Below are 23858 nucleotides of genomic sequence, written 5' to 3' on the forward strand. Positions count from 1 at the left end.
AAGGGGTCCTACTTCACGACTTTGGCAGCTTCGGCAATCATATCTGCAGGCAAGGTCACACCCATCTTGGTTGCCATGTCAGGATTGACGAACAGTTCGGTTTTCTGCACCGTCTCCACGGGAATGGTAGACGCATCGGCTCCGTCGAGGATTCGGGCCACCATTTTGCCCGTTTGCAGGCCAAGGTCGTGGTAGTCGAAACCGACAGCCGCGACGGCGCCCCGCTCAACAGAGGCCGTATCTCCGGCGAAAACCGGTATCTGGTTATCGATCCCCACCTTCACCACCGCCTCGAAGGCAGAGACGACGGTGTTATCGGTGGGGACATAAATGGCGTCCACTTTACCCACCAGATTACGGGCTGCGCCAAGCACATCCGAGGACCGGGGTGCGGTCGACTCCACAATCGTAAGACCGGCATCCGCCCCAGCGATCTTCAGGCTTTCCACCAGGCTGACCGAATTGGCTTCGCCGCTGTTATAGAGAACACCGACAGTCTTGGCCCCGGGCAAAACGCGCTTGATCAAAGCCAGATGCTTGTCTAAGGGCAGCATGTCCGAGGTACCGGTAACCGGACCACCTGGATCGGCCATGGACCGCACCAGCTTGGCCCCCACGGGATCCGTCACTGCGGAGAAAACCACGGGAATAGAACCTCCAGCCGAAGCCACAGCGGTTTGAGCCGAGGGGGTTGCGATGGCGACAATCACATCGGGAGCCATGCCAACGAAGGTCTTGGCGATCTGGGCTGCCGTCCCCACGGATCCCTGCGCCGATTGGAAGGTCCACTTCAAAGTCTCGCCTTCAATCCAACCGTCTTCTGCCAGAGCCTCCTTGATTCCTTGACGGGCGGCGTCCAGGGCGGGATGTTCCACGATCTGCGTGATCGCGACATGCTTGACATCAGCAGACCAACCGGGGGAGACGGACGCCAGTCCCAAACCAAGGACGAGAGTGGCGACCGAGAAAAGCGAGCGCATGAAAGTCTCCAAGGGTTTACGAAATTGGTGTCGTAAAGTGCGCCTCCCCCCTGCCCCCGTCAAGGACGCCTGACCCGTTTTTTCCCGGCTTCGCAGCAAGCCCCCCAAACCAGTGGATTTCCAGCTTTCATGGGTAAACGAACCAACCGCCCCTCAAGCCGCCCGGCGCGGCCCATTCTCGCCAAGGTCGAGGGTCTCGGCGACCGGGGCGACGGCCTCGCCCGGCCCCTCGACGCCCCCGAGAGCAAGGCAGACCGTCTGTACTATCTTCCCGGCGCCTTGCCTGGCGAAACCGTCCAGCTTCGCCCCGGAGCCCGCAAGGGAGACGGCTGGGAAGCGGACTTGATCTCCATCGAGACTCCCGCGCCGGACAGAGTCACGGCCCCCTGCCCCCAGGCGGAGCAATGTGGCGGCTGTGACCTTCAACACCTCGCCCCCGCGGCCATCGCCGACTGGAAGCGTGAAAAAGTCGTCCGTGCCCTGGCCCACCGAGGGATCAAGGAAAGCGATATCGCCGAAGGAGCGGCGCGCCCGGTCCTGTCCATGCCCCAAGGCACACGCCGCCGCCTTTCGGTCACCCTGCGGGGCCGGGCCAAGCGGGCCCTTTGCGGTTTCCGGGAACGGGGCGGCCACGGCTTGGTCGATGCCCCACGCTGTCTGCTGGCCACCCCGGCCCTGGTGGCCGTCATGGAAGCCCTGCGGGAAACCCTGTCCAAGGTCCTGGCCCCCGGCTCCGAAGCCACAGCCCTGATGACAGAGACAGAGACCGGCGTGGACCTGCGGCTGAACCTGCCCGAGCAGCCGAACCTGGAAGGCCGGGAAGCGCTCGCAGCCCTGGCCGATCGCATGGACCTTGCCCGCCTGTCCCTGGGAAGCGAGGATGGGCCGGGCGAGCCCGTCTCCGCCCGCCGGGCGCCAAAGCTGACCCTGGGCGGTCAGGCCGTCGCGCCTCCCCCTGGCCCATTCCTGCAACCGAGCCTGGAGGGACAGGCCACCCTGACGTCGCTGGTGCTGGAAGCACTGGGGGCGCCCAAGGGCAAGGGCCGGGTCGCCGACTTGTTCTGTGGGTTGGGCACCTTCGCCCTGCCCCTGCGCGAGCGGGGGTTCCTGGTTACCGCCATGGACAATACGCCCGAGGCCATCGCCGCCCTGAATCGGACAACCCGGGTCCAAAGCACGATCCGCGATCTGTTCAAGACCCCCTTGGCCGGTGCAGAGCTGGCCGATCTGGTGGGCGCCGTGGTCGACCCACCCCGGGCTGGCGCCCGTGCCCAATGCGAGGCCCTGGCCGAAGACGGTCCAGCGGTAATCGCCATGGTATCCTGCGCCCCGGCGACCTTCGCCCGGGATATACGAACCCTCCTGGACGGAGGCTACCGCCTGGAGTGGGTGGCACCGGTAGACCAGTTTCCCTGGTCTCACCATGTTGAGGTGGTCGCCCGCCTTACCCGATCAGAGGGCGACCTGCCCGCCAAAGCAAACGTCATAAACTGGCTGGGTTAGAGTGTCCTGCCTGATTTACCGATCCACGGTACACGGTACACGACTTTTTGGACTTGGAGTCTATTGGGATGGGCGGCCCCACTGGGGGACGGTGCGGTGTGTCAAACTCACCGCACCTTGGTATGACAGGATTGCTTCACCGCCGAAAGGGGGCGATGATCCCAACGATATGCGCCAGAACCGTCTTCATGGGCAATCCTCCCCTTTCCTCGGTTACTCCGACGGACTATAACATTTCACCATGAGCCAAGTCATGAAACTGGCCCTGGAAGCGGGGCCCCTGATCGTCTTCTTCATCGCGAATGCGAGGACGAATCTGATCACCGCTACCGCCATTTTTGTCGCCACAACCGTGGCGGCCCTGGGCATTTCCTGGATCTTAAGCCGCAAGGTTCCCGTCATGCCCCTGGTGGGTGGCGTGTTCGTTGTGATCTTCGGTGGATTGACCGTCTTCTTGGGCGATGACACTTTCATCAAAATCAAACCAACCATCGTCAACCTGCTCTTTGCTGCCATTCTGATCGTTGGACTTGCCACCGGGCGTTTGTTCCTGAAGTTGATTCTGGAAACAGCCATGTCCCTGGATGAAGCAGGCTGGCGCGCCCTCACCTTGCGCTGGGCGATCTATTTCCTGGTGCTCGCCGGGTTGAACGAAGCTGTCTGGCGGAACTTCGACTCCGATACTTGGGTAACCTTCAAGGTTTGGGGAATACTGCCCTTGACCCTGGTGTTCAGCGCCTTGCAGATCCCTTTGATCTTGCGCCACCAAGTGGCAACAACACCAGATGAGGAAGGCAAGCGGAAGGCAGACTCCGCCGCTTGATTTCACCCACCTTTCTCCCAAAAGGTCATCGGCAGCATCATGCAGATCAATAGTTCTTGTCGTTGGTATAAGGGTGAAGAATGATAACAAAATAAGGCACTCTAAAATCTATAGAATGAGAGTGAAACGTGGCCAACTTGACTCAAGCTGAGCCCGTTTCACTCTTATGTATCTTTTGAATTGATGCTTTTTCAAAAGAAACTCTCGCGTCGAAAAGTTTGTGTGCTAAAGGCCCCAGACCCCAAGCTTTTATTTTTAAAAGAAAAATGGGGGTTTGGGGGCATTGGCCCCCAAATGGGCTTGGGCTATCGCCCAAAAAACACGAGACACTGTCGTATACCGTGGCCCGTTTTCACCGGCATGGCAGGGGACGGGATCTGTAATGGCGACGGTTGATCCAGCTTTGATGTGCGGGTTGGTTACCGCCTTATCGTGGTTTCGTCGCGGAGCACTCTAAGACACCAGGGACAGAAAGCGGTTGGCCTGCTCCAATTCCGCCCCGATATGCGCCAGACGCTCTAATGCTTCGCGATCTTCACCCCATAGTTCCATCTGATGGCCTTCGTCCATCGTAGCTAGGGCCAAGGTTTCTGCGGGTCCCATCAAACCATCTGCCAGGGCGAGGGCGAGGATCAGCGATCCACAGATGGCTGTCACACTCTGTACGACAGCGAATACCCAGGGATCCATCTCTTCCAGAACCCGGCGAACAGCAATAAGAGACTCTTTGGGTTGGTCGACGGGCATAAGCCCCTGCGTCACCGTAAGAACAACCCCATGGCGCGTTTTCAGCCATTCCAATACAGGATCCCAGCCAGATTTCTGTCGGGTCACGAGACTCTCTGGAGAGGAGACCCGGTAGCACAACAGGTCCGACCCGGCGTACCGTATCAACTCGTCAGTCAACGCCTCCCTGGCCTCCGTCACCCGGTCCAAGGCCGTGTTGGCGAGTTGCGTCAACGGCATGGTGGCAGGCTCGATGGTTTCCCCCTGAGCGTCCCATTCCGCAGCGATCGCCTCGGCCAAGCGACGATTGGGCAGAGTCAGGGAGCGCCTGCCGGGCGTTCGCACAGCACGCCCATCCAGGGTCAGACCGAATCCCTCCCCTTCAACCAACAACCCGACGGCTTTATAGAACCGCCTGCGGGTCTGGGCAGACAGGGGCTTGTCCACAGCCTTGGTAGGCACGGCGATGGAGGGGGTAACCTTCTTCAACGACATAACATAACCTCTACTCTACGATGATAGAATGCACCGATATAGTTTGGGTTGACCTTGTCCGTCTCCGGTCCCCCCGTGGAACTTCTCGACGGCACCCGAAAATTCGTCAGATGAGAGTGAAGCTGGATCACCATACCCCGTCTCCTTGAAAAACCGAAAAATGCGGGGCCCCCACCGGGGCCTGAGGCCCCGGACCCCCATTCGGGATCAAAGGGTCCGTGACCCTTTGCGGGTCTGGGCAGAGCCCAGCAACTGCGAAGCAGGGTTTCCGGATTTTCAAGGATACAAAGTATATATGGATTTTAGAGTGCCTTCGAGATCAAGTTGGGCCAAGACATGGCCCAACTTGATCTCGGAGCACTCTAGTTTCCGAACAGACCGCCCAACCCCTTCTTCACGGCCTCTGCGGCACCCTTGGTCGCCTCTCCAACAGAGCTGTCTTCCTCCGCAGCCCCTTTCAACAGTCCCTTCACGGACTCCACAGCGCTGTCCCTGACCGTCCCATCCCCGGAGGGGGCTGTCGCAGCCTTCTTCGGAGGCTCCTTGTTCCCCAGCGCCGTTTCACAGGGTGCAGGGTCTGTTTCTTCCACGCCGAGCAGCCCCGCAGCCATGTCCTCCAGGGCCACGGATCCCCCAAGGGTCGCCACCGCTGCGCCAAGTTGGACCGCAGTCCCCGCTGCCGTGGTCACAGCCTGTCCCAGGTCCACGTCCACCTCCGGCTTGGCAAAGGTTCCCGTCACGCGGAACAACTGGGTAATCTTACCGATCCCGGATTCGAGTCCGATCCCCTCCCTTGGGCGCGGTTTGACGCCGACATCCAGGGTCTCCGTTCCCAGGCCAACCGTACCAAGACTGGCGACGGTCATGCGATCCGTTTCCAGGGCCACCCCCCGGTCCCAGGAGATCACACCGTCCTTGACCGGCGTATTCACCACAACACAGCGGAGATTGGTCTTGCGGCTGCTCCGACCAAATGGATTGACCAGATCGGACAACTGACTGACCAGATCTCCCCCCACCAAGTCGACCAGGGCACTATCCACCTCGCCCTTGCCCATATTGACCCAGATACGTCCGTTCAAGCTGGCCGCGATCGCATGGGGAGAGGTCCCGCTGCCTTTCAAAGACACCTTCAGATCCGTAGCCCCACCGGTCAGAGGCGAGGATCCGTCGCCGACCAGATCCAGCAGATCGCCAACACCCACCCCCTTCCCTTCGGTCTCGAAAGAGAGCCCGACGATACCCTCTTTCCCTGAGGTAACGGTCACCGTTCCATTAACCACCCCCCCGGCGATCTGAGCAGAATACCTCGCCGGTCCGGCGACACCGGGTTCGAGCTTCAGCTCCAGCGTCACATTGTCGAGAGCCAGCTTGTTGGGCAAAACAACCCGCTCCGCAGTAATCGGCAGATTGATGGACAGGGGCAAATCGCGAAGGGCAGACAGGTCAATGGGTGTCGCAGGAATGACCGTCGCGCCGTTTTTCTGGGCCTTCTCACCCTCCCCTTTGCTTTCTGGCAGGACCTCATTCAAAGCCAGCAAGGGAAAATCGAGCGATCCGGTCAACTGAGCCGGGGCCGTCGCGGGGTTGAAGCGCAATGACCCTTTCATGGCGCTTTGTCCCAAACGCAAGGCAATATCTTGGATCAACCACGCCGTGCCATCTTGCAAGATATGGCCTGACAGATCCATCCGCTGGGACTGAAACGTGCCATCGGACAGACTGGACAGATCGGGAGCATGGGCGGAGAAGCGCAAGTCTACGCCCAATTGTGACAAGGGAGAGAGCAAATGACCATCAATGGTGCCATCCATGGTTTCTTTGCCATTGGAATCGACCACTCCCAGACGGAAACTCACCGGGACGTTGGCCCCGGACAGAATCATCGGCAAGGATCCCACATGACCCGCCAGAGTCAGAGCCTGATCCATAACCGTCCCTTCGACTTCGACACTCAGGGTATCGTCTGCCTGATGGGACTCAATAATAAGATGCTTCAGATCCACAGAGATCGGCGGCTCTCCGGACTGACCATCCTTATAGGTCATCAGGACATTGGACAGGTCCACCCGCCCCACATCCATCTGTGGCAGCGCTATGTCCGACCTCTCCCCCTTGTCGACGACCTCCCCGGTTGACGACGGGCTGGAGGTGAGGGTCGGCATCATCCAATTGCCGACTCCCTGTTCATTGGTGGCCAATTGAATCCGCGCGCCATCCAGTACAACTTTTTGGACCACAATCTTTCCGGACAGGAGCGGTCCCAGGGCCACCTGAGCTTCCAGATGGTCCGCAGCAAGCATGGGCTCCTTGCCCGCCCAATCGGCGTTGGCAAAGGTGATTCCATTGGCCGTCAAGGCCGGGTGCCACCCCAAGGACAACCCCAAATCTCCGGAGATACTCAACTCCCGTCCGGTGATCCGGCTGACCTCCTCGGTCAGGGCCTGTTTGTGGCTATTGACGTCCAGGGACATCACCACCGCCACCAAACCCACAACCAGGACCACAACCAAAAGGCCCGCAACTTTCAGTATGTTCCCGAAAGTCATGCCTCGGCCTCCCCCTGCCATTGGCTATCCAGGAATTCGGTCACTTGGTCAAATCGATCCACCACCAGCCGCGCGCCTGCCGCCAGCAGGGCCGGTGAGTCATGGTATCCCCAGGCGACACCAACGCCCAGGGCTCCGGACCGCGCGGCCATTTCCATGTCATAGCTGGTATCGCCGATCATCACCGTTGACCCCGGCTCCCCACCAACCGAAGCCATGGCGTCGAGCACCATCCAGGGGTCGGGTTTCCCCGGTCCATCGTCGGCGCATCGTGTGACGACAAAACGCGTTTCAAACCCATGCCGCTCAACAAAGGACTCAACGCCTCGCCGAGACTTTCCCGTGGCCAGGGCCAGCAACACGCCCCGGGCCTCCAAGGCATCAAAAACCTCGACAACACCGGGAAACAGGGCCTCGCCGAATTCCGGCCCGACCCGTCGCCGGAAGAAGGCTTCCTTGTAGGCTTGAGCAACACGATTCACCAGGTCGGGCTCGGCCTCGGGCAGAATGCCTTCCACCGCTTCGACCAGGGACAGGCCGATGATGGACCGCACCGCCGCAGGATCCGGCTCAGCCAATCCGTTTTCCAGGAAGGCATCGGTCATGGCGGCGACAATATTATGCTGGCTGTCAACCAGGGTGCCGTCCACATCAAAAATGGCCAGTTTCAAAGGCGTTCTCATGAAATCCTATCCAAAGTGTTTGCGTCCCCCATCCAAATCGGATGCCTCGGACGCGGATGCCGCCTAATCCTCGGCCCAGCCCTCGAAGGGCTCCAATGCGTCAGACAGGGAAAAACCGAGGGTCTTCAGGCTGTCCACGAAATGGCGGGGTGGCGGCGCGATGACCGACAGCATTCCCCCTCCAGGATGGGGTATGCGCAAAGCGCGGGCATGCAGATGCATCGACTTGGACAATTCTGTCCCCTCCAGATAGGCATCCGCCCCACCATACTTCCCGTCCCCCAGAATGGGCGTGCCCATTTCCAGGCAATGGACGCGCAACTGGTGGGTTCGCCCGGTGCGGGGCCGCAGGTCCAACCACGCACAGGTTCGAAACGCTTGATCGATCACGCGGAAGTCGGTGACGGCGCGTTTGCCCTCTTCCTCGTTGATCTCCATGCGTTCGCCCCGCCCCGTCGCGGCCTTGGCCAGCGCCCCCTTGATGGTTCCCTCGGTCAAGGGAGGCTCCCCCACCACCAGGGCCCAATAGATCTTCATGGCGTCCCGGGAGCGGAAGGCTTCGGTGAGTTTACGCGCCGCCTCCAGCGTGCGGGCCAGCACCAGAACCCCGCTGGTGTCCTTGTCCAGGCGGTGGACCAGCCGGGGCCGCTCCCCCCGTTCGGCCAAAGAATCGAGCAGGGCGTCGAGGTGGCGGGTCATGCCCGTCCCCCCCTGCACGGCCAATCCGGCTTCCTTATTCAGGACAATCACATGCCTGTCCTGGTGCAAGATGGCGTCGCGCAGGGCCTTGGCCTCATGGGCGGGCACGGGGCGGGCATCGGGCTTGGGAGCGGGTTCGCTGGCCGCGTCGCCCAACGGAGGCACCCGCACTTCCTGCCCGACCTCAAGCCGTTGGTTGCTCTTGGCCCGCTTGCCATCGACCCGGACCTGTCCGGTGCGCAACAGCTTTTCCAACCGCCCCTGGGTCAGGGTCGGCCAGCGGCGTTTGAACCATCGGTCCAAGCGGGAGCCTTCCTCGTCGTCGGTGACGGCGATCACTTCAACACTCATGAAAACATCATCCGTCCTAGGGACATGCCCGCAGCCAGGGCCATGATGCCCGCAGCCACGCTCACGGCCAGATAAAAGCCCGCTATTCCGGGGGTTCCCCGTTCAAACAGGGTCACGATATCCAGGGAAAAGGTGGAAAAGGTGGTGAACCCTCCGAGGACCCCCACGGTGATAAACCCACGGAGTTCCGGCCCCACATGCCATCGCAGGGCCAAACCCTCCACCAACAGTCCCATGGCGAAACTGCCCAGAATGTTCACCACCACGGTCCCCGAAGGAAATCCATGTCCGAACAGGCGAGTCACCATCACCACCGTTACATACCGCCCCACGCTTCCCAGAGCTCCCCCCAGGGCAACGGCCAAAAGCATCCGTCCCGACATCGTCCCTCATGCACTCCCGTCTTTCGATCGCCGCTCCCGGCGTAACTTGTCCCACCAAACGAGACGCTTGCGCACCTCGCGCTCGAATCCCCGCTCGGGCGGATCATAGAAGGTCTGCCGCCCCATTCCCTCTGGGAAATAATCCTGCCCGCTAAAGCCATCCGGGGCGTCGTGGTCGTAGTTGTAGCCTTTCCCATACCCCAAGTCCTTCATCATCGACGTCGGTGCATTCAGGATATGGGCTGGAGGCATCAACGACCCTGTCTTTTTGGCCGCACTCATGGCCGATTTGAAGGCCGTATAGGCCGCATTGGACTTGGGTGCCGTCCCCAGATAGATCACCAGATTGGCGATGGCCAACTCCCCTTCCGGCGAACCCAGACGGTCATAGGCCTCCCAAGCGGCGATGGCATGGCGCAAAGCGTCTGGATCGGCGAGACCGATGTCCTCGACAGCGAAGCGGGTCAGGCGGCGCAGCAGGAAGGCGGGATCCTCTCCCCCGGCCATCATCCGCCCCATCCAATAGAGCGCGGCATCCGTATCCGATCCGCGCAGGGATTTATGCAGCGCACTGATCAGGTTGTAATGCCCCTCCCGGTCTTTGTCGTACTGGGGGGCGCGGCGTTGGACGATCCGCACCAGGGCCGTGGTGTCCAAGATGGGATCGGCGGGCAGGGCAAAGACCTGTTCGGCCAAGTTCAACAGGAACCGCCCATCCCCATCAGCCATGGCGCGCAGGGCTTCGCGGGCATCTGCCGTCAACGGCAGGGCACGCCCCACCTCCCCTTCCGCCCGGGTCAACAATTCATCAAGAGCCCCATCGTCCAACCGACGCAACACCAGAACCTGACAGCGCGACAACAGGGCGGCGTTCAACTCAAAGGAGGGGTTTTCCGTGGTGGCCCCCACCAGAACCACCGTCCCATCTTCCACATAGGGGAGAAAGCCGTCCTGTTGGGCGCGGTTGAAGCGGTGGATCTCGTCAATGAACAACAGGGTCCCCTGCCCCATGGCCCGCCGATCCCGGGCCGCAGCAAAGACCTTCCGCAGTTCCGCCACGCCCGAGAAGATCGCCGAGAGGGGTTCGAAATGCAGGTCCGTGCCCAGGGCCAGCAGGCGGGCAATGGTCGTCTTGCCGCAACCCGGTGGCCCCCAAAGGATAATCGAGGCCATGCGACCGGCCGCCGTCATGCGGCCCAGCGGTCCTTCCGGTCCCACCAGATGGTCCTGGCCGACGACCTCGGCCACGACCTGGGGGCGCAGACGGTCGGCAAGGGGACGCGCGGCTCCCTCCTCGAACAGCGAACCACCCCTGTTCCCCCCCGCTGCACTGGGGGGGGCGTCGAAAAGGCTGCCTCGGCTCATCCGCGCAGGGCCAGTTGAAGGGTCTGGCCGTTTCGATCAAGCAGAATGATCCAGCGCGGTTGCTTCCGCTTCACCAACTTGCGCAGGGTGGACACCGAGTCAACGGCAGTCCCATTGACCTCCAGGATCCGATCCCCGGGGCGGAACCCCGCTCGCTGAGCCACGGCTCCCTGGCGGATCCGCAGAACCGTCACCCCAGGCCGAGCTTCATCCAGGCCGACCTCCTCAGCCAAGGCCGGGTTCATATTGGCCACTTCGGCCCCGGCGAAGGGATTGGGGCCATCCAGCGTCGTGGTGTCCCGGGCCGGGGTTTCCGGCAGGGAGGCCAGTGTCAGGGTAAAAGTCTTCTTTTTCCCATTCCGCAGGATATCCACCGGCACCTTATCGCCGGGACGGCGCACGGCGATACGATATTTCAGGGCGTCGGCATCCACCACCGGACGGCCATCGACGGAGAGCACAACGTCACCGGACTCAAGCCCGGCTTTGGCCGCCGGCCCCCCCTTGGTCACTTCGGTAATGGCCACACCGATGGGGCGGTCGAGCCCCAGATGCCCGGCCAGATCCTGGGTCACCGTTTGACCGTCGGCACCAAACCAGGGACGTTTCACATGGCCATCGGCCAGAATCCCCGCCATCACGGCCTTGACCATTTCCACCGGGATGGCAAAACCGATGCCCACGCTGCCTCCGTCCCTGGAATAGATTGCCGTATTGATGCCGACCAACTTGCCAGAAACATCCACCAGCGCGCCACCGGAATTCCCCGGATTGATGGCCGCATCGGTCTGGATGAAGGAGCGGAAATCGGAAATGCCCACCGTGGTTCGGGCCAGGGCCGAAACGATACCGCTGGTCACCGTCTGACCGACACCGAAGGGATTGCCGATGGCCAGCACCAAATCGCCGACCTCCAGGGGGGTTCGGTCATCGGCGGTGGGCAGGGTCGGCAGGGGAGTATCGGCCTTGACCCGCAGGACAGCGAGGTCTACCCGCTCGTCGATTCCCACCAGCTCCGCCGCGAATTCCCGCCGGTCGTTGAGCGCCACGGTGATTTCCTCAGCGTCCTTGACCACATGGGCGTTGGTCACGATGATCCCGTCGGACCCCAGGATCACGCCCGACCCCAGGGACCGTTGGACCCGCTCCCGCTGGGGCACATTCATACCCTGACCACCGAAGAACCGCTGGAAGAACGGATCATTGAACAGGGGCGACACCCGGGCCTCCCGGACCACCCGTTGGGTGAAAACATTGACCACGGCGGGGGCAGCCGCCTTCACGATGGGCGCAAAGGTCAAGGTGATTTGCGCCTGGGACCCGGGGACGACATCCGCCCCACGCGCAGCCGACTGGGCTTGGGCATAAACAGCCCCTCCAACCAATCCCAGCATCACCACCCCGGCCAAAGCCCGAGCCGCCCACCTCGCCCCGTTTCCAGCCTGCCCAAAGCCAGCCCGCTTAAAGACAGTCCACCATTCGCGTGCCGGAAGCTGCGTCATGAAACGAATCCCTTGATCTGTCACCCTTGAAAGGCGGTGGGAGCCGTCCGATTCCGCCGCCGTCCACAAGGTGGGTGTTAAAAAGACATTCGTCTAGCAATACTCTTTGTTGGAAATGTGGGAAAGGCGGCTGGTCTGGGAATTCTTCGCCGCCCCGGTCTCGCGCTCTGGTGACGAAGCCTTACGTTTCTTCGGGACAAGCCACCCCCTTCGGCGGAAGGCCCTGCTCCTGTCCTGTCGCCCCCCGGCTCAAACCGACCGCACCCAGAGCCAACAGGATCAAGGCGGTCCCATAGACCAGGGTCGCCATGGTCAGGCCCAGGTTTGTCGCGAGCATCCCCACGGCCACCGTTGGAATGCTCATGGCACAGTAGCTCTGCACGTAATAGAGGGCCATGAGTCTGGCCCGATCCCTGGCGCCGACCAGGGGAACGAGGCTTCCCAAAACCCCAAGGAAACTCATGCCCCAGCCAAAACCGGCGACTGCAGTCCCGAGATAGACGAGTCCCAGGATTTGCCCCGAGACACCGGCCACAGACAGGCTCACCCCTGCGGCGAGCGCCAAGGGGCCTTCGACCATGGCCCGGTTCGACGGACGACGCCGGGTTGTAAACACGGCCAGGGTTCCCATTGCCGTCAAGCTTGCCACCACACTCCCCCCAACCAACGCAGAGGTGCTGTGAAGGGACACCCGCACCACCGAAGGCACAAGGGACAAATAGAATCCCCCAAGCGCCCAGACCGCCAGATTGGTTGGTGTCACACGCCAAAAGCCCCGCCGTGCCTCCTCCGGAAGCGCCCAACGGGGTCCAGAGGGCTCTTTCCCACCCCTGCCCCTCCCCTGTAGACGCGGCTCCGTTGTCAGCCAAATCAACGCCATCAAAAGCACAAAAACGGCCAGCAAGGTCCAGTACACCAAACGCGTCGGCGCCGGACCAAAGGTGACAAGGACCGCCGACCCCAAGACGCCCAAGGTCATGCCCAGAAGTGGCGCAATGCCGTTGATGAGCGGGGCGCGGCCAGGGGCAAGGTCCATGATCGCCGCAGCCAGGGCGCTGGTTGCCGCCCCCGTGGCGATCCCTTGCAGCAAGCGGGCAAGGAGCAGAAGCCAGATCCGATCGGCCCCCGCAAAGGCCACCATGCTGGCCCCCTCGACCACCAAAGCCAGGAAAATAACGGGCCGCCGCCCCAACCGGTCCGAGAGGGACCCGAGCGTCAACAAGGCCGCGAGCAAGGCGAGGGCGTAGACGGCAAAGACAACCGTCACCATGGTCGATGTCAGTCCCCAGGCCTCCTGATACAGCCGGTACAGGGGCGTGGGCGCGGTCGATGCAGCAACGAATATCGTTAAGGTCGCAGCATAATATAAGGGTGCGCCCTTGGCCATCCAACGGGATGGCTGCCCCCTGAGGGGGGAAGAGACATCTGACAAAACCTTCTCCATCGTTAAGGCAAATTTTTTGCGTTAAATGAAGATAGCGCCACCGGGAGCAAAAGCAATATATTTGCGTTAAAAAGCATCTCGGAGGAACCGCAGGGAAATCCGGTTCACTTGACCGCAGGAATTGGGGTATTACGCCCATACCTTTGCAAGAAAGGACGCGGCACATCATGAATGGGAAAGGCACCCGACCCGGGGGACGGAGCGCCCGTGTACAGTCTGCGGTCCACGAAGCGGTGACGACACTTCTTCGAGAGCACGAGCGATCGGACCTTACGGTCCCCCAAGTCGCCGAACGGGCTGGCGTCACCCCTTCAACGATTTACCGCCGCTGGGGTGATCTCAGGAACCTCCTGGCCGATGTCGCCGAGGATCGACTGCGCCCCGACGCGGACCCCGAGGATACCGGAAGCTTGCGGTCTGACCTTGAAGCCTGGCTGATCCCCTACGCCGAAGAACTGGCCTCCGAGCCCGGACGCCAGCTGATACGAGACAGCCTTTTCGGAGCCCGCCCGCCCGGAGCCGCCTGTAAATGCGACCAATACCTCCGCGAGCTGATGACTCGAATCGTCATCAGGTCCAAATCCCGGGACGAACCTACCCCCGATGTGGACGCCCTCATTGACGGACTCGTCGCGCCTCTCCTCTATCGGATTACCTTTGCGGGGGAACATCCGGACACAACCTATTGCCGATCACTCATCGACAACCTTCTGTCCCGCGACAAGACGCGTGCAGTCCAGCAGGCACGTTCGCTGTGACAGGTGACGTTTGCCAAAGCCACCTGTCACAGGGTCACTTCCCGAAGCGAACGACGGGCTCGGAAGACGTGCTTTGTTGTGTGGTCGAAAAGCTTCGAATGGTATCCTTCCAGGCATCGCCGGAGCGGTCTTCCAACGTCAAGGCAATTGCCGCAAAGACACCGCAAAAAGCGACGATCACACCAACATCCCGAAGGACATGGGAAGAGCGTTTTGCTTTGTGACGCCGCAGATGCCTGACAGGCTTGCGGGCGGCTTCGACACTACGGGAAACGCTGAATTGACGGGTAGTGACTTGACGGGTCATGAGTCCACCTCCTCCGTATGAGATGGCCCGATTTGACCGAACAGACACCGGACAGGCCCATCGGCACGGGCGCATTCTTATGGACTACCCCTACTTTAAAGTGTAGCGCTGACCGGTTTTCCCGGCAACGCCAAATGGTATTCAGAGATGTTTTTAGCTGATTTCCGAAGATTTAGTCGATTTTCGCAACGAGATCAAAACGGTTTGCACCGATCACTCCCCATCGGCCATCAGTCGATTCCGCGATCCGGGCTTGGCTGGCCCCCGGTTGGCGAGCGCCCCCAAGGCCTTCTCCAACGCCACCAGGCCCCCGCCCATGGGTGAGAGCACCGACACCACCCGGGAGGGAGAGTCGGCAGCTAACCCCTGACGTAAAATAGTACTGATGGTGCTTGACGGTCCCAGGTCCAAATAGATGACTCCCCCACCCTCTCCCCGCCGCCCCGCTTCAATTGCGGCGATGGTTTTGGCAAAGGACATGGGACCGCGAACCACATCCCACCACAGGTCCGGATAGGTGGGATCCGTGGGCGCAGCCAAGCGGCTTGACCAACAGGTCCACCGTCCCGGTGCCAAATGGGTCGGCTGGATGTCCCGAAACCCCGACGCCGCCCCATCGATCCAGGGCGAATGGAAAGCGTAGGGCACTGGCAACCGCTGGAAAGGAATCTCCAGACGCGCCAGAGCCTCCTCCACCCCATCTAGCCCCGCCAGGGTCCCGGAAATCACACCGTGGCGCGGACCGTTCACGCCGGCCAGAACAGCGCCCCCAGCCATCTCCGGCAGGGCCTCCACCTGGGCAGGGTCACCCAAGAAAGCCGTCATCCCCCCCGGAGGACAGGTGCGACGGTACACCGCCGGATGGTCCGACACCGCAGCCAACGCCACCTCGAAGGAACACATGCCCGCAAGTGCCATGGAAACGGTTTCTCCCAGGCTGATCCCCAGCGCAGCGTCCGGGCGGATCCCCGCATGCATCACTGTTTTGGCCAGGGCGTATTGCACCAGGAATAGAGCCGGATTCGTCTCTTCCAGCCGACCAAAGGGATCGGCCACGCTCTTGCCCGGCGCAAACATTTCTGCCACCGGGGAAAAGCCGTGACGTCCCCGAACCACCTCGTCTCCGATGTCCATCCAGTCCCGGAAGACCGGTTGGCTCCGATACAGGTCGCTCCCCATCTGGAAGTACTGGGACCCTTGACCGGAAAAGCAGAACAGAATCGGTAATTCACGGAGAGTCATGCCGGTGTTCCTTTTCAATGCCTCCCCCTTTGGTGTACTGCCGAAGCGAGGGAGACATCAACGCAATGACGACAATGGGACCGTTCTACCATGCCCTTGTTGGTTGAGCAGGGCCATGGGGCGAAGGCACTCTAAAATTTATAGAATCAGAGTAGAATTGGGCCAGCTTGCACGGTACACGACAGGGCGTGTTTTCCCGTCACGGGGCTTTGTCCCGTCCCCCACTGGGGCCGAAAAGCCCCAGACCCTGGGCAAAAAAGGGTGGGGGTTGGGGGCATTTGTCCCCAAATGGGGTTGGGCAATCGCCCAAAAAAACCCCGGACTTTCCAGCCCGGGGTTTTTCCGCCCCTCCCCAAGGGAGAGCCATATATATAGTCGGTTCGCCTAGCGCTTGGAGAACTGGAAGCTCCGACGGGCCTTGGCACGACCGTATTTTTTCCGCTCCACGGTGCGGGGGTCACGGGTCAGGAAGCCGACGGCCTTCAGAGCCCGGCGCAGTTCCGGATCAAAATAGGTCAATGCACGGCTCAGGCCATGGCGCAGGGCGCCAGACTGGCCGGTCAACCCGCCGCCCTTGACCGTGCAAACCACATCGAACTCATTGACGGTGTTGGTCACCACGAAGGGCTGGTTGATCACCATGCGCAGCACCGGACGGGGGAAGTAGGCTTCCAGCTCCCGATCGTTGACGATGATGCGACCGGAACCGGGCTTGATCCAGACACGGGCCACGGCGTCCTTACGACGACCCGTGGCATAGGACCGGCCCTGGGCATCACGCTTGGGCTCACGCTTCACGGGGGCGGCTTCCGCGACCGAAGCGGTGGCGTCCTTCAGATCCTCGAAGGATTTAATTTCCTCGGCCATGGATTAGGCGCTCCTCTTGTTCTTCGGGTTCAGGGCAGCCACGTCCAGCACTTCGGGGGTCTGGGCATCGTGGGGATGCTCTGTACCACCGTAGACGCGCAGCTTCTTGAACTGGGCGCGGGCCAGGGGGCCACGGGGCATCATACGCTCCACCGCCTTCTCGATCAGACGCTCGGGATGGGCCCCGTCGCGGATCTGTCCCAGGCTGCGGCTTTTGATGCCACCCGGATGACCGGTGTGCCAGAAAAAGCGCTCGTTGGTCGCCTTGTTGCCCGTCAACTTCACCTTCTCGGCGTTGATGACGACCACATGGTCACCGGTATCCACGTGCGGAGTGTAAATGGTCTTGTTCTTCCCGCGCAGCAGATCGGCGATGATCACGGCGAGTCGACCGAGAACGACACCTTCAGCGTCGATCACGTACCATTTCCTTTCCACCTCATGGGGCTTCGCGGAATAGGTCTTCATTGGTCCGTTCTTTTCCTTCCGGCCCAAAAGGGTATCCCGCCGAGAAACCCGGCGCCAAACCCCTTTCGGCGGTTTATGAAAGTCACCCGTCCAGACCGGAATGGACATCAAACTCCATCTATAGGTCCGTGTGGCGTGGCGGCGGAGTATGCCAGGAAAAAACGGACTGTCAACTTAACTTAATCGTTTGCTTTCAAACAGTTAGGAACTTGGTATTATGATACCCCACGATTAACCCCCTGAAAGCGCGTTCTTTTGCGAGCCTGCCCTGGAAAGCTCTTGACCCTTGGAGTGGAAGGAGATTGACTGGCAACGCACTCGAAACACAGGAGGATTTTCCGTGAAAACGGTCGCATCCATCTCTTTCAAAGATGACCACAGTCTCAGCATGGACGTCACCGACGTCACGGGACTGACCATGGGGGCCCCCCTGATGGTCGAACAGGGAACCTGGGTGGTGGAAATGGTCGTCAACACTGCGGCAGGCAAGGTTGCCCTGCAAATGGTTGGCGCTTCGCCAGACAGCTTCCACCTCATCCGCCCCGAACCGCTCGATCAAGACGCGGAATAGGCCAAGCCCCCCCTCACCCAGCGGTTACCGCGTGAGGAGGCACCGAATAGGTTCCCGTCACATGGGCCACCAGGTCCCGGGTTCCGTCTTGCCGGGCACTGAACAGCTCTACTTCGGCGACAACCAATCGCTTTCCTTCCTTCAGGACATGGCTTTCGGCCAGGATATCGTGGCTGGGGGGCTTGCGCAGAAAGTTGATGGATAGATTGGTGGTTACCGCCAGTTCCACCCGTCCCACAAGGCTGAGGACCACGGCATACATGGCCACGTCGGCCAAAGCCATCATCGCCGGGCCGGAAATGGTTCCCCCTGGGCGGGTCAGATCGGGCCGATAGGGCATACGCAAGAGCGCATGCCCGCCTTGAATCTCCTCCGTCCGAATGCCCAGCATGGCCGCGATAGGCAGCTCGGCGTCCAGAATCTCCGAAAACTCCGTCAGACTGATACGCGACATACGATGGCGTCCCCTCGCTGATGCCCCTCCGGTCGATCGTCCTTGATCGGATCGACTCGCCGACACTTTCCCTTGCCAGTGGTTTTTCATTTGGGCATTATTCTATCCGAATCAATAACTCGCAGCGATTTCCTAAACAATCGCAAAAACTGACTCCCGATCCATGATGACCACTGGATCGGAAGTTTCGAGGGGAGGATAGATGAGCGACCAGGGCACCAAAGATGATCCCATCCTGCTAATCACCGACGCTGCGGGCGTTCGCACCCTCACCCTGAACCGGCCCAAGGCGCGCAACGCCCTGTCCGTCGGACTGATGGCCGCCCTTCAGGAGGCTCTGAATCAGGCTCGAGAAGACGAATCGGTGAAAGTGGTTGTCCTGGCGGCCAATGGCCCGGCCTTCTGTGCCGGACATGACCTGAAGGAGGTCCGCGCCACTCCCACCCGTGACGCCTACGAGACCCTGTTCAAACAGTGTTCGGAGCTCATGACAAGCATCGTCCGCCTGCCGAAACCGGTCATCGCCAAGGTCCACGCCATGGCCACGGCTGCAGGCTGCCAGCTTGTCGCGTCCTGCGATCTGGCCGTGGCCGCCAAAGATGCGCGATTCGCCACGCCTGGAGTGAACATCGGCCTGTTCTGCTCCACCCCCATGGTCGCCCTCTCGCGGAACGTGCCCCGCAAGAAGGCCATGGAAATGCTGTTGACCGGCCACCCCATTTCCGCCGAGGAGGCACTGGCCCATGGCCTGCTCAATACCGTCGTCGAGGCGGATGCCCTGGACAGCACTGTCGCCGCCTTGGCCGAGACCATTGCCAGCAAATCGCCCCTGACCCTCGCCATCGGCAAGGAAGCCTTCTATCGGCAGTTGGAGATGCCGCTGGACGAGGCCTACCTCTACGCCAGCGAGGTGATGACCCGCAACATGATGGCCCGCGACGCCGAGGAAGGGATCGATGCGTTCCTCTCTAAACGCGCGCCCAGCTGGACCGGGCGCTGACCCGCCCGCGTCCAGTTCCACCGCCGGAGGCTGGGACCGATGACCACGACCGCTTTGCACTGCTGCCCTGCCCGCCCCCAATCCGGCCCCAAATCCCGGCAATGGCGCGCCCTGGCGCTGGTTTCCCTTCTGCTCGTCTCTGCCTGCGGTGGCGGACGATCGATGACAAGCACACCCGGTTCCATGGCCATTCCCCGCTATTCGGGCGATGAGAGCTTTGTCTGGTGCGTTCCCTATGCCCGCGCCATCTCTGGGGTGAGCCTACGCGGGGACGCCGATACCTGGTGGGATCAGGCGGCCGGGCGATATACCCGGGATAACCGGCCCCAACTGGGTTCGGTTCTCACCCTGCGACCGGACAGCCGACTGCGATCCGGGCATGTGGCCGTGGTCACGGGAATCGACGGCCCCAGGGATATCCGCGTCAGCCATGCCAATTGGGGATGGAATGACAAGACCCGGGGAAGAATCTACGAAAACATGCCTGCCAGGGATGTGTCTCCGAACAATGACTGGAGTCAGATCCGCTTCCGGCATCCAGAGGTCAACGGCTATGGCCGGGTGTATTCGGCCTTGGGCTTCATTCATTCGGAAACCCGGGTCGCGTCTGTCACCCCCGACCCGGAAGACACCCGCTTTCCGGCTCAAAAACCCTTGGTCCGCCCAACCACCCCCATTCAACCCCAAGCGGTCTCTCTGCGCTCTCCCCAAGCCCCCTCCAACCAACAATCGGTCAACCCGACCCGCTCCCTTCAGCTTTGGTAACCTCTGGCCGCATGCCCATCACTGCACCGGCCCCGCACCAAAACGGCACTCTCCACAGTATGCCCCTGAGAAATCGCGAAAGCGCCTTATTCACAGTGCCATCCGTCACAGCTCCGCCCAATTACCCGAGTTAAATCAACATCAAGGAAAGGCGAGCCCCCTTTTAACAGAGCGGATTCGCTTCTGGACCAGACTTTGTGTCCGGCCAGCTATCGGGAAGTGGAGAACAGGATCATGCGCTTTGTGGTCTATGAACGTGCCGGGGCAAGCATGGCGTCGAGCCTCATCAAACCTGCCGTTCTGCTCTTGGGCAGCGCCATGGGTATGGCCTTGCTGTCGGCCCTAGGGTCTACGACCTTATAAAGCCTCAAGGGTCTAAGACCCCATAGATCAGGAGAATCAAGCCCGGATCCAAACGCTTATGGGGCGGCCCTCGAAGAGCCGCCCCATTTTCGGAAATCGCCAGAGCGACTCCACCGATTGCCTCCAGGGAAGTGCGGTTCGGATCTACCGGTGAACCCGGCTCTGATTTTCTCCGAATCAGCGGAAGGTTACCCCCTCCCCTTTTGAACGGACCAGATGCGCTCCTGGATCACAAAAAAACCGGTCAACTCTCGAAATTTTGACAACAGGATCTTCCTCGACGCAGGAACGCGGCCAACCTCAATGGCTAAAAACCTATGGAAACAAGGCTTCCGGATTAAATCTGCGCTCCGCCCAGCCCCGCAAAGGGTCATGAACCCTTTGGATCCCATTCGCGAAAAACCCCATGTGCATAAAAAAGATGGGAGAACCCGGGCTAAAAACCCGGATTGACTCATTAGGTCACCGAGGCGAGATATGCTTTCCAAGCCAAATCCAAAAAATGCCAGTCCCTCAGGACCATCTGTTTATTGATGTGTTTCATAGATGCTCACCCCCGAAGGGTGTATTATTTTAATCTGATGTTGATGCCCAAAGGGTGGACGCGACCATAGCCGCTCCAAATGGCTCATGTTTTTCTTCATATCCGACATGGTGCCCATGAAAGCCCCACCGATAAAGGCCCCTTCGCCCTTTCCCCACCTCACCCTTTGGGAGTGGCTGTTCCCCCTCGGGGCGGTCGCCGCACTCGCAGCCCTGAGCAGTTGGAGCTATCTGCTATTCCATGTGACCGCAGAGCTGTTCATCGCTGCCATTGGTTTGATGATGTTCTTCGTTTCCAGCAGTGCGGCTCGCTTTGGGCAAAGCCACTTCCTTTTGATCCTCGGCGCCGGGTTCTTTTGGGTAAGCGTGCTGGAGATCTTTCACTGCATTTCATACAAGGGCATGAACATCCTCTTCGATGGATCGGCAAACGAAGCCACCCAGCTTTGGTTGGCGGCACGACTGCTGGAAGCCCTGACCCTGGTCACTGCCCCACTTTTCATTGGCCGTCGGGCCTCTCCCATGGTCGCCTTTCTCGGATTCGGCCTACTGGCAGCGATTTCGGCCTGGGCCGTTGTTGCAGGCCACTTCCCCGACGCCTATCGGGAACTCAGGGGCATGACACCCTTCAAGATCGCTATGGAGTGGCTGGCCATTGCCCTCCTTGGTGTCGCGGCCCTGCTCTTGTGGACACGGCGGGAAGAGCTGCCCCCGCGGTCCTATCACCTGTTGATGGCGGCTCTGGTCCTCTCAACCCTAGCCGAACTCGCCTTCACCCTTTATACGGGTGTGTACACATCTTGGAATGTCTCAGGACACCTGATCATCTTCCTGGCCTTCTGGCTCTTTTTCCTGGCCACAGTGAAGACCATGATGACAGAGCCCTTCATTCATGTGACCCAGGACGCCACCATCCTGGAACTGTCCCCCGATCCCACGGTCCTCATCACCCAGGACTATCAGGTCAAGCGGCTGAACCTTGCGGCCCAACGGGCTTTTGGTGAGCCCTCAAGCTCGGACAAATCCACCCTGTTCAAGCTGGTGGGGCCGTCAGGTCACTGGAGCCGAAGCCCGACCGCCCTTGCAAGGGATATGCTCCACCTCAAGGGGACAGAAGCGCCACAAGCCATCCTGCTCCAGCGGGGGGAAGTGTGGTACGACGTACGCATCCAACCCTTGGAAGGCTCCATCCTGGGGAAATCGGCCATCGCCCTCTTCCGGGACATCACCGAAAGCAAGCATGCCCAGGACATTCTATTGCGGTCCAACGCGGAGTTGGAACAATTCGCCCATGTTCTCTCCCACGAACTACAGACCCCCATTCGCTCGATTGTCAGTTACCTTGGCCTGATCCAACGCCGTCTGGGAATAGATCTGAGCCAGGACATCCGCCAAGACATGGAAATGGCGGTTCAGGCAGGAAAACGCATGTCGGCGATGATCCACGGGCTATTGGATTACGCCAATGCCCGCCCCTCCGACCACCCCCTGGTTCCGGTCAAACTGACGCTTCCCCTGACCGACGCCTTAAGCGCTCTGGAACCGAGGCTGAAAGCCTGGGGGACCCACGTGGCGACCCCCGAACGGTTGCCAACGGTTCTGGGCAATCGCGACCAATTGGTTCATGTCTTCCAAGAGCTTTTGGAAAATGCAAGCAAGTTTACCCCAGCGGATCGCACTCCAGAGATCTCCATCACCGCCACGGAGTCGGAGGAGCAGGTCCACCTGTCTTTCACCGACAACGGCATGGGCATTCCGGATAAGGACCGCCAAGTGGTTTTCGGCGTCTTCAAACGTCTGCATGGTGAGACGGAATTTCCCGGCACGGGCCTGGGATTGGCCATTTGCAAGCGGCTGATCGAACTGCACGGGGGCTGGATCACCCTTCGTCCCCGCATGGGCACGGAGGGATCCGTTTTCACTGTCACCCTATGGAAAGAAAGCGCCGCCGCCCCCCTCTCTGTCTCGCAGACAGAGGTCGACAAGGAAACGGCCCTTCCCAATGATGTCTAGAGCAAATCCCGAGCAAGCTGGAACAGATTGCGACGGGCGGAACGCACGCCGTAGGCGTGACGATTTTCTTCAACGTCAGTGACTTAGAGCATGTTGCGTGAATCACATTTCACACAACATGCTCTAGACGGAAGACTGATCGCCTTGTTGTCCCTATTCCGCCGGAGCGGAAATGCCAAAATCCTTGGCCCACCGCAAGCCCGCTTCGGTCTTGCCCCGGGGGCGGTATTCGCACCCCACCCACCCCGGAAATCCATGGGCATCCAGCATACCGAACAGGTAGGGCCAATTGACCTCTCCATTGGCGTCCGGTTCATGGCGACCGGGCACGCCTGCGATCTGCACATGGGCGATGCGATCCAGGTTGGCTTCCAGGAAATCCGTCAGCCCCCCTTGCATGATCTGGGCATGATAAAAATCATACTGTAAGTACAGGTTCTTATGATCGACCTCAGAGAGGATGGTCAGGGCATCATCGGGACGACTCAGAAAGTAACCGGGCATATCCACCGTATTGATCGGCTCGATCAGGGCCTTGACTCCATGGTCCGCGCAAAACTCCGCCGCCCAGGCCAGGTTCTCCACATAGGTCTCCAGGGCCTCAGGCCAAGCCTCCTCCTCAACCACGCCGGCCATGATATGCAGGCGCGGACAGTCGGTCAGCTCCACATAGGGCATGGCCACCTCCAGACTGTCCCGGAAATCGTCCCGACGGCCAGGCAGGGCCGCAAGCCCCCGCTCTCCCGCAGCCCAATTCCCCGGAGGCGCATTGAACAGGGTGAGCTCCAGCCCGTTACAGGCCGTCAGGTCGCCAAGCTTTTCCGGTCGCAGGGTATAAGGGAACTGAATTTCGCAGCCCTTGAACCCACAGGCCGCAGCCCGGGCGAAGCGATCTTCCAGGGGCCGGTCTGTGAACAGGGTGGATAGATTGGCGGCGAAACGAGGCATGGGGGGCTTGTCCTGGACAAAAGGGGTGGGGTAGGAGTATCGCTGACCGCCTGGGC

General features: G+C 60.7%; 23 protein-coding genes. 8 read left to right on the forward strand and 15 right to left on the reverse strand.

All coding sequences use genetic code 11. The annotated features are described in order from the left end of the window. Nucleotides 1-8: 8 nt before the first annotated feature. Nucleotides 9-980 (reverse strand): ABC transporter substrate-binding protein, encoded by a 972-nt coding sequence (locus ACLIRY_RS03720; protein ID WP_413203988.1) that lies wholly within the window; start codon nucleotides 978-980, stop codon nucleotides 9-11. A 129-nt stretch (nucleotides 981-1109) separates the two neighbouring features. On the opposite strand from ACLIRY_RS03720, the gene ACLIRY_RS03725 reads away from it, so the two are divergent. Both ACLIRY_RS03725 and ACLIRY_RS03730 read left to right on the forward strand, forming a co-directional pair. Then, nucleotides 1110-2483 carry a class I SAM-dependent RNA methyltransferase gene (locus ACLIRY_RS03725; RefSeq protein ID WP_413203989.1) on the forward strand — a complete coding sequence of 458 codons (1374 nt, stop codon included), beginning with the start codon at nucleotides 1110-1112 and terminating at the stop codon, nucleotides 2481-2483. Nucleotides 2484-2724: 241 nt separating this feature from the next. After that, the gene (locus tag ACLIRY_RS03730; RefSeq protein WP_413203990.1) at nucleotides 2725-3306 is read left to right on the forward strand and encodes a septation protein A; all 582 of its coding nucleotides are present in this window, start codon (nucleotides 2725-2727) and stop codon (nucleotides 3304-3306) included. Nucleotides 3307-3759: 453 nt separating this feature from the next. Here the strand turns inward: ACLIRY_RS03730 and ACLIRY_RS03735 are convergent, their stop codons facing one another. From ACLIRY_RS03735 to ACLIRY_RS03770, 8 genes are all read right to left on the reverse strand, one after another. Beyond that, entirely contained in the window at nucleotides 3760-4527 is a 768-nt protein-coding gene (locus ACLIRY_RS03735; RefSeq protein WP_413203991.1) for an ATP12 family chaperone protein, read from the reverse strand. A 362-nt stretch (nucleotides 4528-4889) separates the two neighbouring features. Beyond that, nucleotides 4890-7076, reverse strand: coding sequence for an AsmA family protein (locus ACLIRY_RS03740; protein WP_413203992.1), 2187 nt, complete (start codon nucleotides 7074-7076; stop codon nucleotides 4890-4892). Further along, entirely contained in the window at nucleotides 7073-7759 is a 687-nt protein-coding gene (locus ACLIRY_RS03745) for an HAD family hydrolase (RefSeq protein WP_413203993.1), read from the reverse strand. Before ACLIRY_RS03745 ends, ACLIRY_RS03740 begins: the two co-directional genes overlap by 4 nt. Nucleotides 7760-7822: 63 nt before the next feature. Then, nucleotides 7823-8809 (reverse strand): RluA family pseudouridine synthase, encoded by a 987-nt coding sequence (locus ACLIRY_RS03750; RefSeq protein WP_413203994.1) that lies wholly within the window; start codon nucleotides 8807-8809, stop codon nucleotides 7823-7825. Continuing rightward, entirely contained in the window at nucleotides 8806-9192 is a 387-nt protein-coding gene (gene crcB / locus ACLIRY_RS03755) for a fluoride efflux transporter CrcB (protein WP_413203995.1), read from the reverse strand. The genes ACLIRY_RS03750 and crcB overlap by 4 nt, the downstream gene beginning before the upstream one ends. A gap of 6 nt (nucleotides 9193-9198) precedes the next feature. Beyond that, nucleotides 9199-10557 carry a replication-associated recombination protein A gene (locus ACLIRY_RS03760; protein ID WP_413203996.1) on the reverse strand — a complete coding sequence of 453 codons (1359 nt, stop codon included), beginning with the start codon at nucleotides 10555-10557 and terminating at the stop codon, nucleotides 9199-9201. Further along, entirely contained in the window at nucleotides 10554-12059 is a 1506-nt protein-coding gene (locus ACLIRY_RS03765) for a DegQ family serine endoprotease (RefSeq protein ID WP_413203997.1), read from the reverse strand. Before ACLIRY_RS03765 ends, ACLIRY_RS03760 begins: the two co-directional genes overlap by 4 nt. A gap of 181 nt (nucleotides 12060-12240) precedes the next feature. Further along, nucleotides 12241-13446, reverse strand: coding sequence for an MFS transporter (locus ACLIRY_RS03770; RefSeq protein WP_413203998.1), 1206 nt, complete (start codon nucleotides 13444-13446; stop codon nucleotides 12241-12243). Nucleotides 13447-13670: 224 nt separating this feature from the next. Between ACLIRY_RS03770 and ACLIRY_RS03775 the strand changes: the two genes are divergently transcribed. After that, the gene (locus ACLIRY_RS03775) at nucleotides 13671-14261 is read left to right on the forward strand and encodes a TetR/AcrR family transcriptional regulator (RefSeq protein WP_413203999.1); all 591 of its coding nucleotides are present in this window, start codon (nucleotides 13671-13673) and stop codon (nucleotides 14259-14261) included. Between the two features lie 34 nt (nucleotides 14262-14295). On the opposite strand, the gene ACLIRY_RS03780 is transcribed toward ACLIRY_RS03775, so the two are convergent. The 4 genes from ACLIRY_RS03780 to rplM all read right to left on the reverse strand — a co-directional run bounded on the left by ACLIRY_RS03780 (nucleotide 14296) and on the right by rplM (nucleotide 17145). Beyond that, nucleotides 14296-14568 (reverse strand): hypothetical protein, encoded by a 273-nt coding sequence (locus ACLIRY_RS03780; RefSeq protein ID WP_413204000.1) that lies wholly within the window; start codon nucleotides 14566-14568, stop codon nucleotides 14296-14298. 213 nt (nucleotides 14569-14781) lie between these two features. Further along, entirely contained in the window at nucleotides 14782-15810 is a 1029-nt protein-coding gene (locus ACLIRY_RS03785; protein ID WP_413204001.1) for an acyltransferase domain-containing protein, read from the reverse strand. A gap of 384 nt (nucleotides 15811-16194) precedes the next feature. Continuing rightward, a complete protein-coding gene (gene rpsI, locus ACLIRY_RS03790) occupies nucleotides 16195-16677 on the reverse strand; it encodes a 30S ribosomal protein S9 (protein WP_413204002.1) in 483 nt (160 codons plus the stop codon). 3 nt (nucleotides 16678-16680) lie between these two features. Then, complete coding sequence (rplM, locus tag ACLIRY_RS03795; protein ID WP_413204003.1) at nucleotides 16681-17145, reverse strand: 50S ribosomal protein L13; 465 nt, start codon at nucleotides 17143-17145, stop codon at nucleotides 16681-16683. Nucleotides 17146-17485: 340 nt separating this feature from the next. On the opposite strand from rplM, the gene ACLIRY_RS03800 reads away from it, so the two are divergent. Then, on the forward strand, nucleotides 17486-17716 hold the full coding sequence (locus ACLIRY_RS03800) for a hypothetical protein (RefSeq protein WP_413204004.1): 231 nt from the start codon (nucleotides 17486-17488) through the stop codon (nucleotides 17714-17716). 13 nt (nucleotides 17717-17729) lie between these two features. Here ACLIRY_RS03800 and ACLIRY_RS03805 read toward each other — a convergent pair whose 3' ends face one another. After that, the gene (locus ACLIRY_RS03805; RefSeq protein ID WP_413204005.1) at nucleotides 17730-18170 is read right to left on the reverse strand and encodes a PaaI family thioesterase; all 441 of its coding nucleotides are present in this window, start codon (nucleotides 18168-18170) and stop codon (nucleotides 17730-17732) included. A gap of 202 nt (nucleotides 18171-18372) precedes the next feature. Here ACLIRY_RS03805 and ACLIRY_RS03810 point away from each other — a divergent pair, with 202 nt between their 5' ends. The 4 genes from ACLIRY_RS03810 (at nucleotide 18373) to ACLIRY_RS03825 (ending at nucleotide 22854) form a co-directional block, all read left to right on the forward strand. Then, entirely contained in the window at nucleotides 18373-19170 is a 798-nt protein-coding gene (locus ACLIRY_RS03810) for an enoyl-CoA hydratase (RefSeq protein ID WP_413204006.1), read from the forward strand. Nucleotides 19171-19209: 39 nt separating this feature from the next. After that, nucleotides 19210-19935, forward strand: a complete 726-nt coding sequence (locus tag ACLIRY_RS03815) for a CHAP domain-containing protein (protein ID WP_413204007.1) — start codon at nucleotides 19210-19212, stop codon at nucleotides 19933-19935. Between the two features lie 234 nt (nucleotides 19936-20169). After that, a complete protein-coding gene (locus ACLIRY_RS03820) occupies nucleotides 20170-20298 on the forward strand; it encodes a hypothetical protein (RefSeq protein WP_413204008.1) in 129 nt (42 codons plus the stop codon). A 660-nt stretch (nucleotides 20299-20958) separates the two neighbouring features. Then, nucleotides 20959-22854: an MASE3 domain-containing protein gene (locus tag ACLIRY_RS03825; protein ID WP_413204009.1), complete on the forward strand. Its 1896-nt coding sequence runs from the start codon at nucleotides 20959-20961 to the stop codon at nucleotides 22852-22854. Between the two features lie 153 nt (nucleotides 22855-23007). Here ACLIRY_RS03825 and otnI read toward each other — a convergent pair whose 3' ends face one another. Beyond that, the gene (gene otnI, locus ACLIRY_RS03830; RefSeq protein ID WP_413204010.1) at nucleotides 23008-23802 is read right to left on the reverse strand and encodes a 2-oxo-tetronate isomerase; all 795 of its coding nucleotides are present in this window, start codon (nucleotides 23800-23802) and stop codon (nucleotides 23008-23010) included. Nucleotides 23803-23858: the final 56 nt, after the last annotated feature.

It is taken from the genome of Rhodospirillum sp. A1_3_36, assembly GCF_047263945.1.
GTDB lineage: Bacteria > Pseudomonadota > Alphaproteobacteria > Rhodospirillales > Rhodospirillaceae > Rhodospirillum.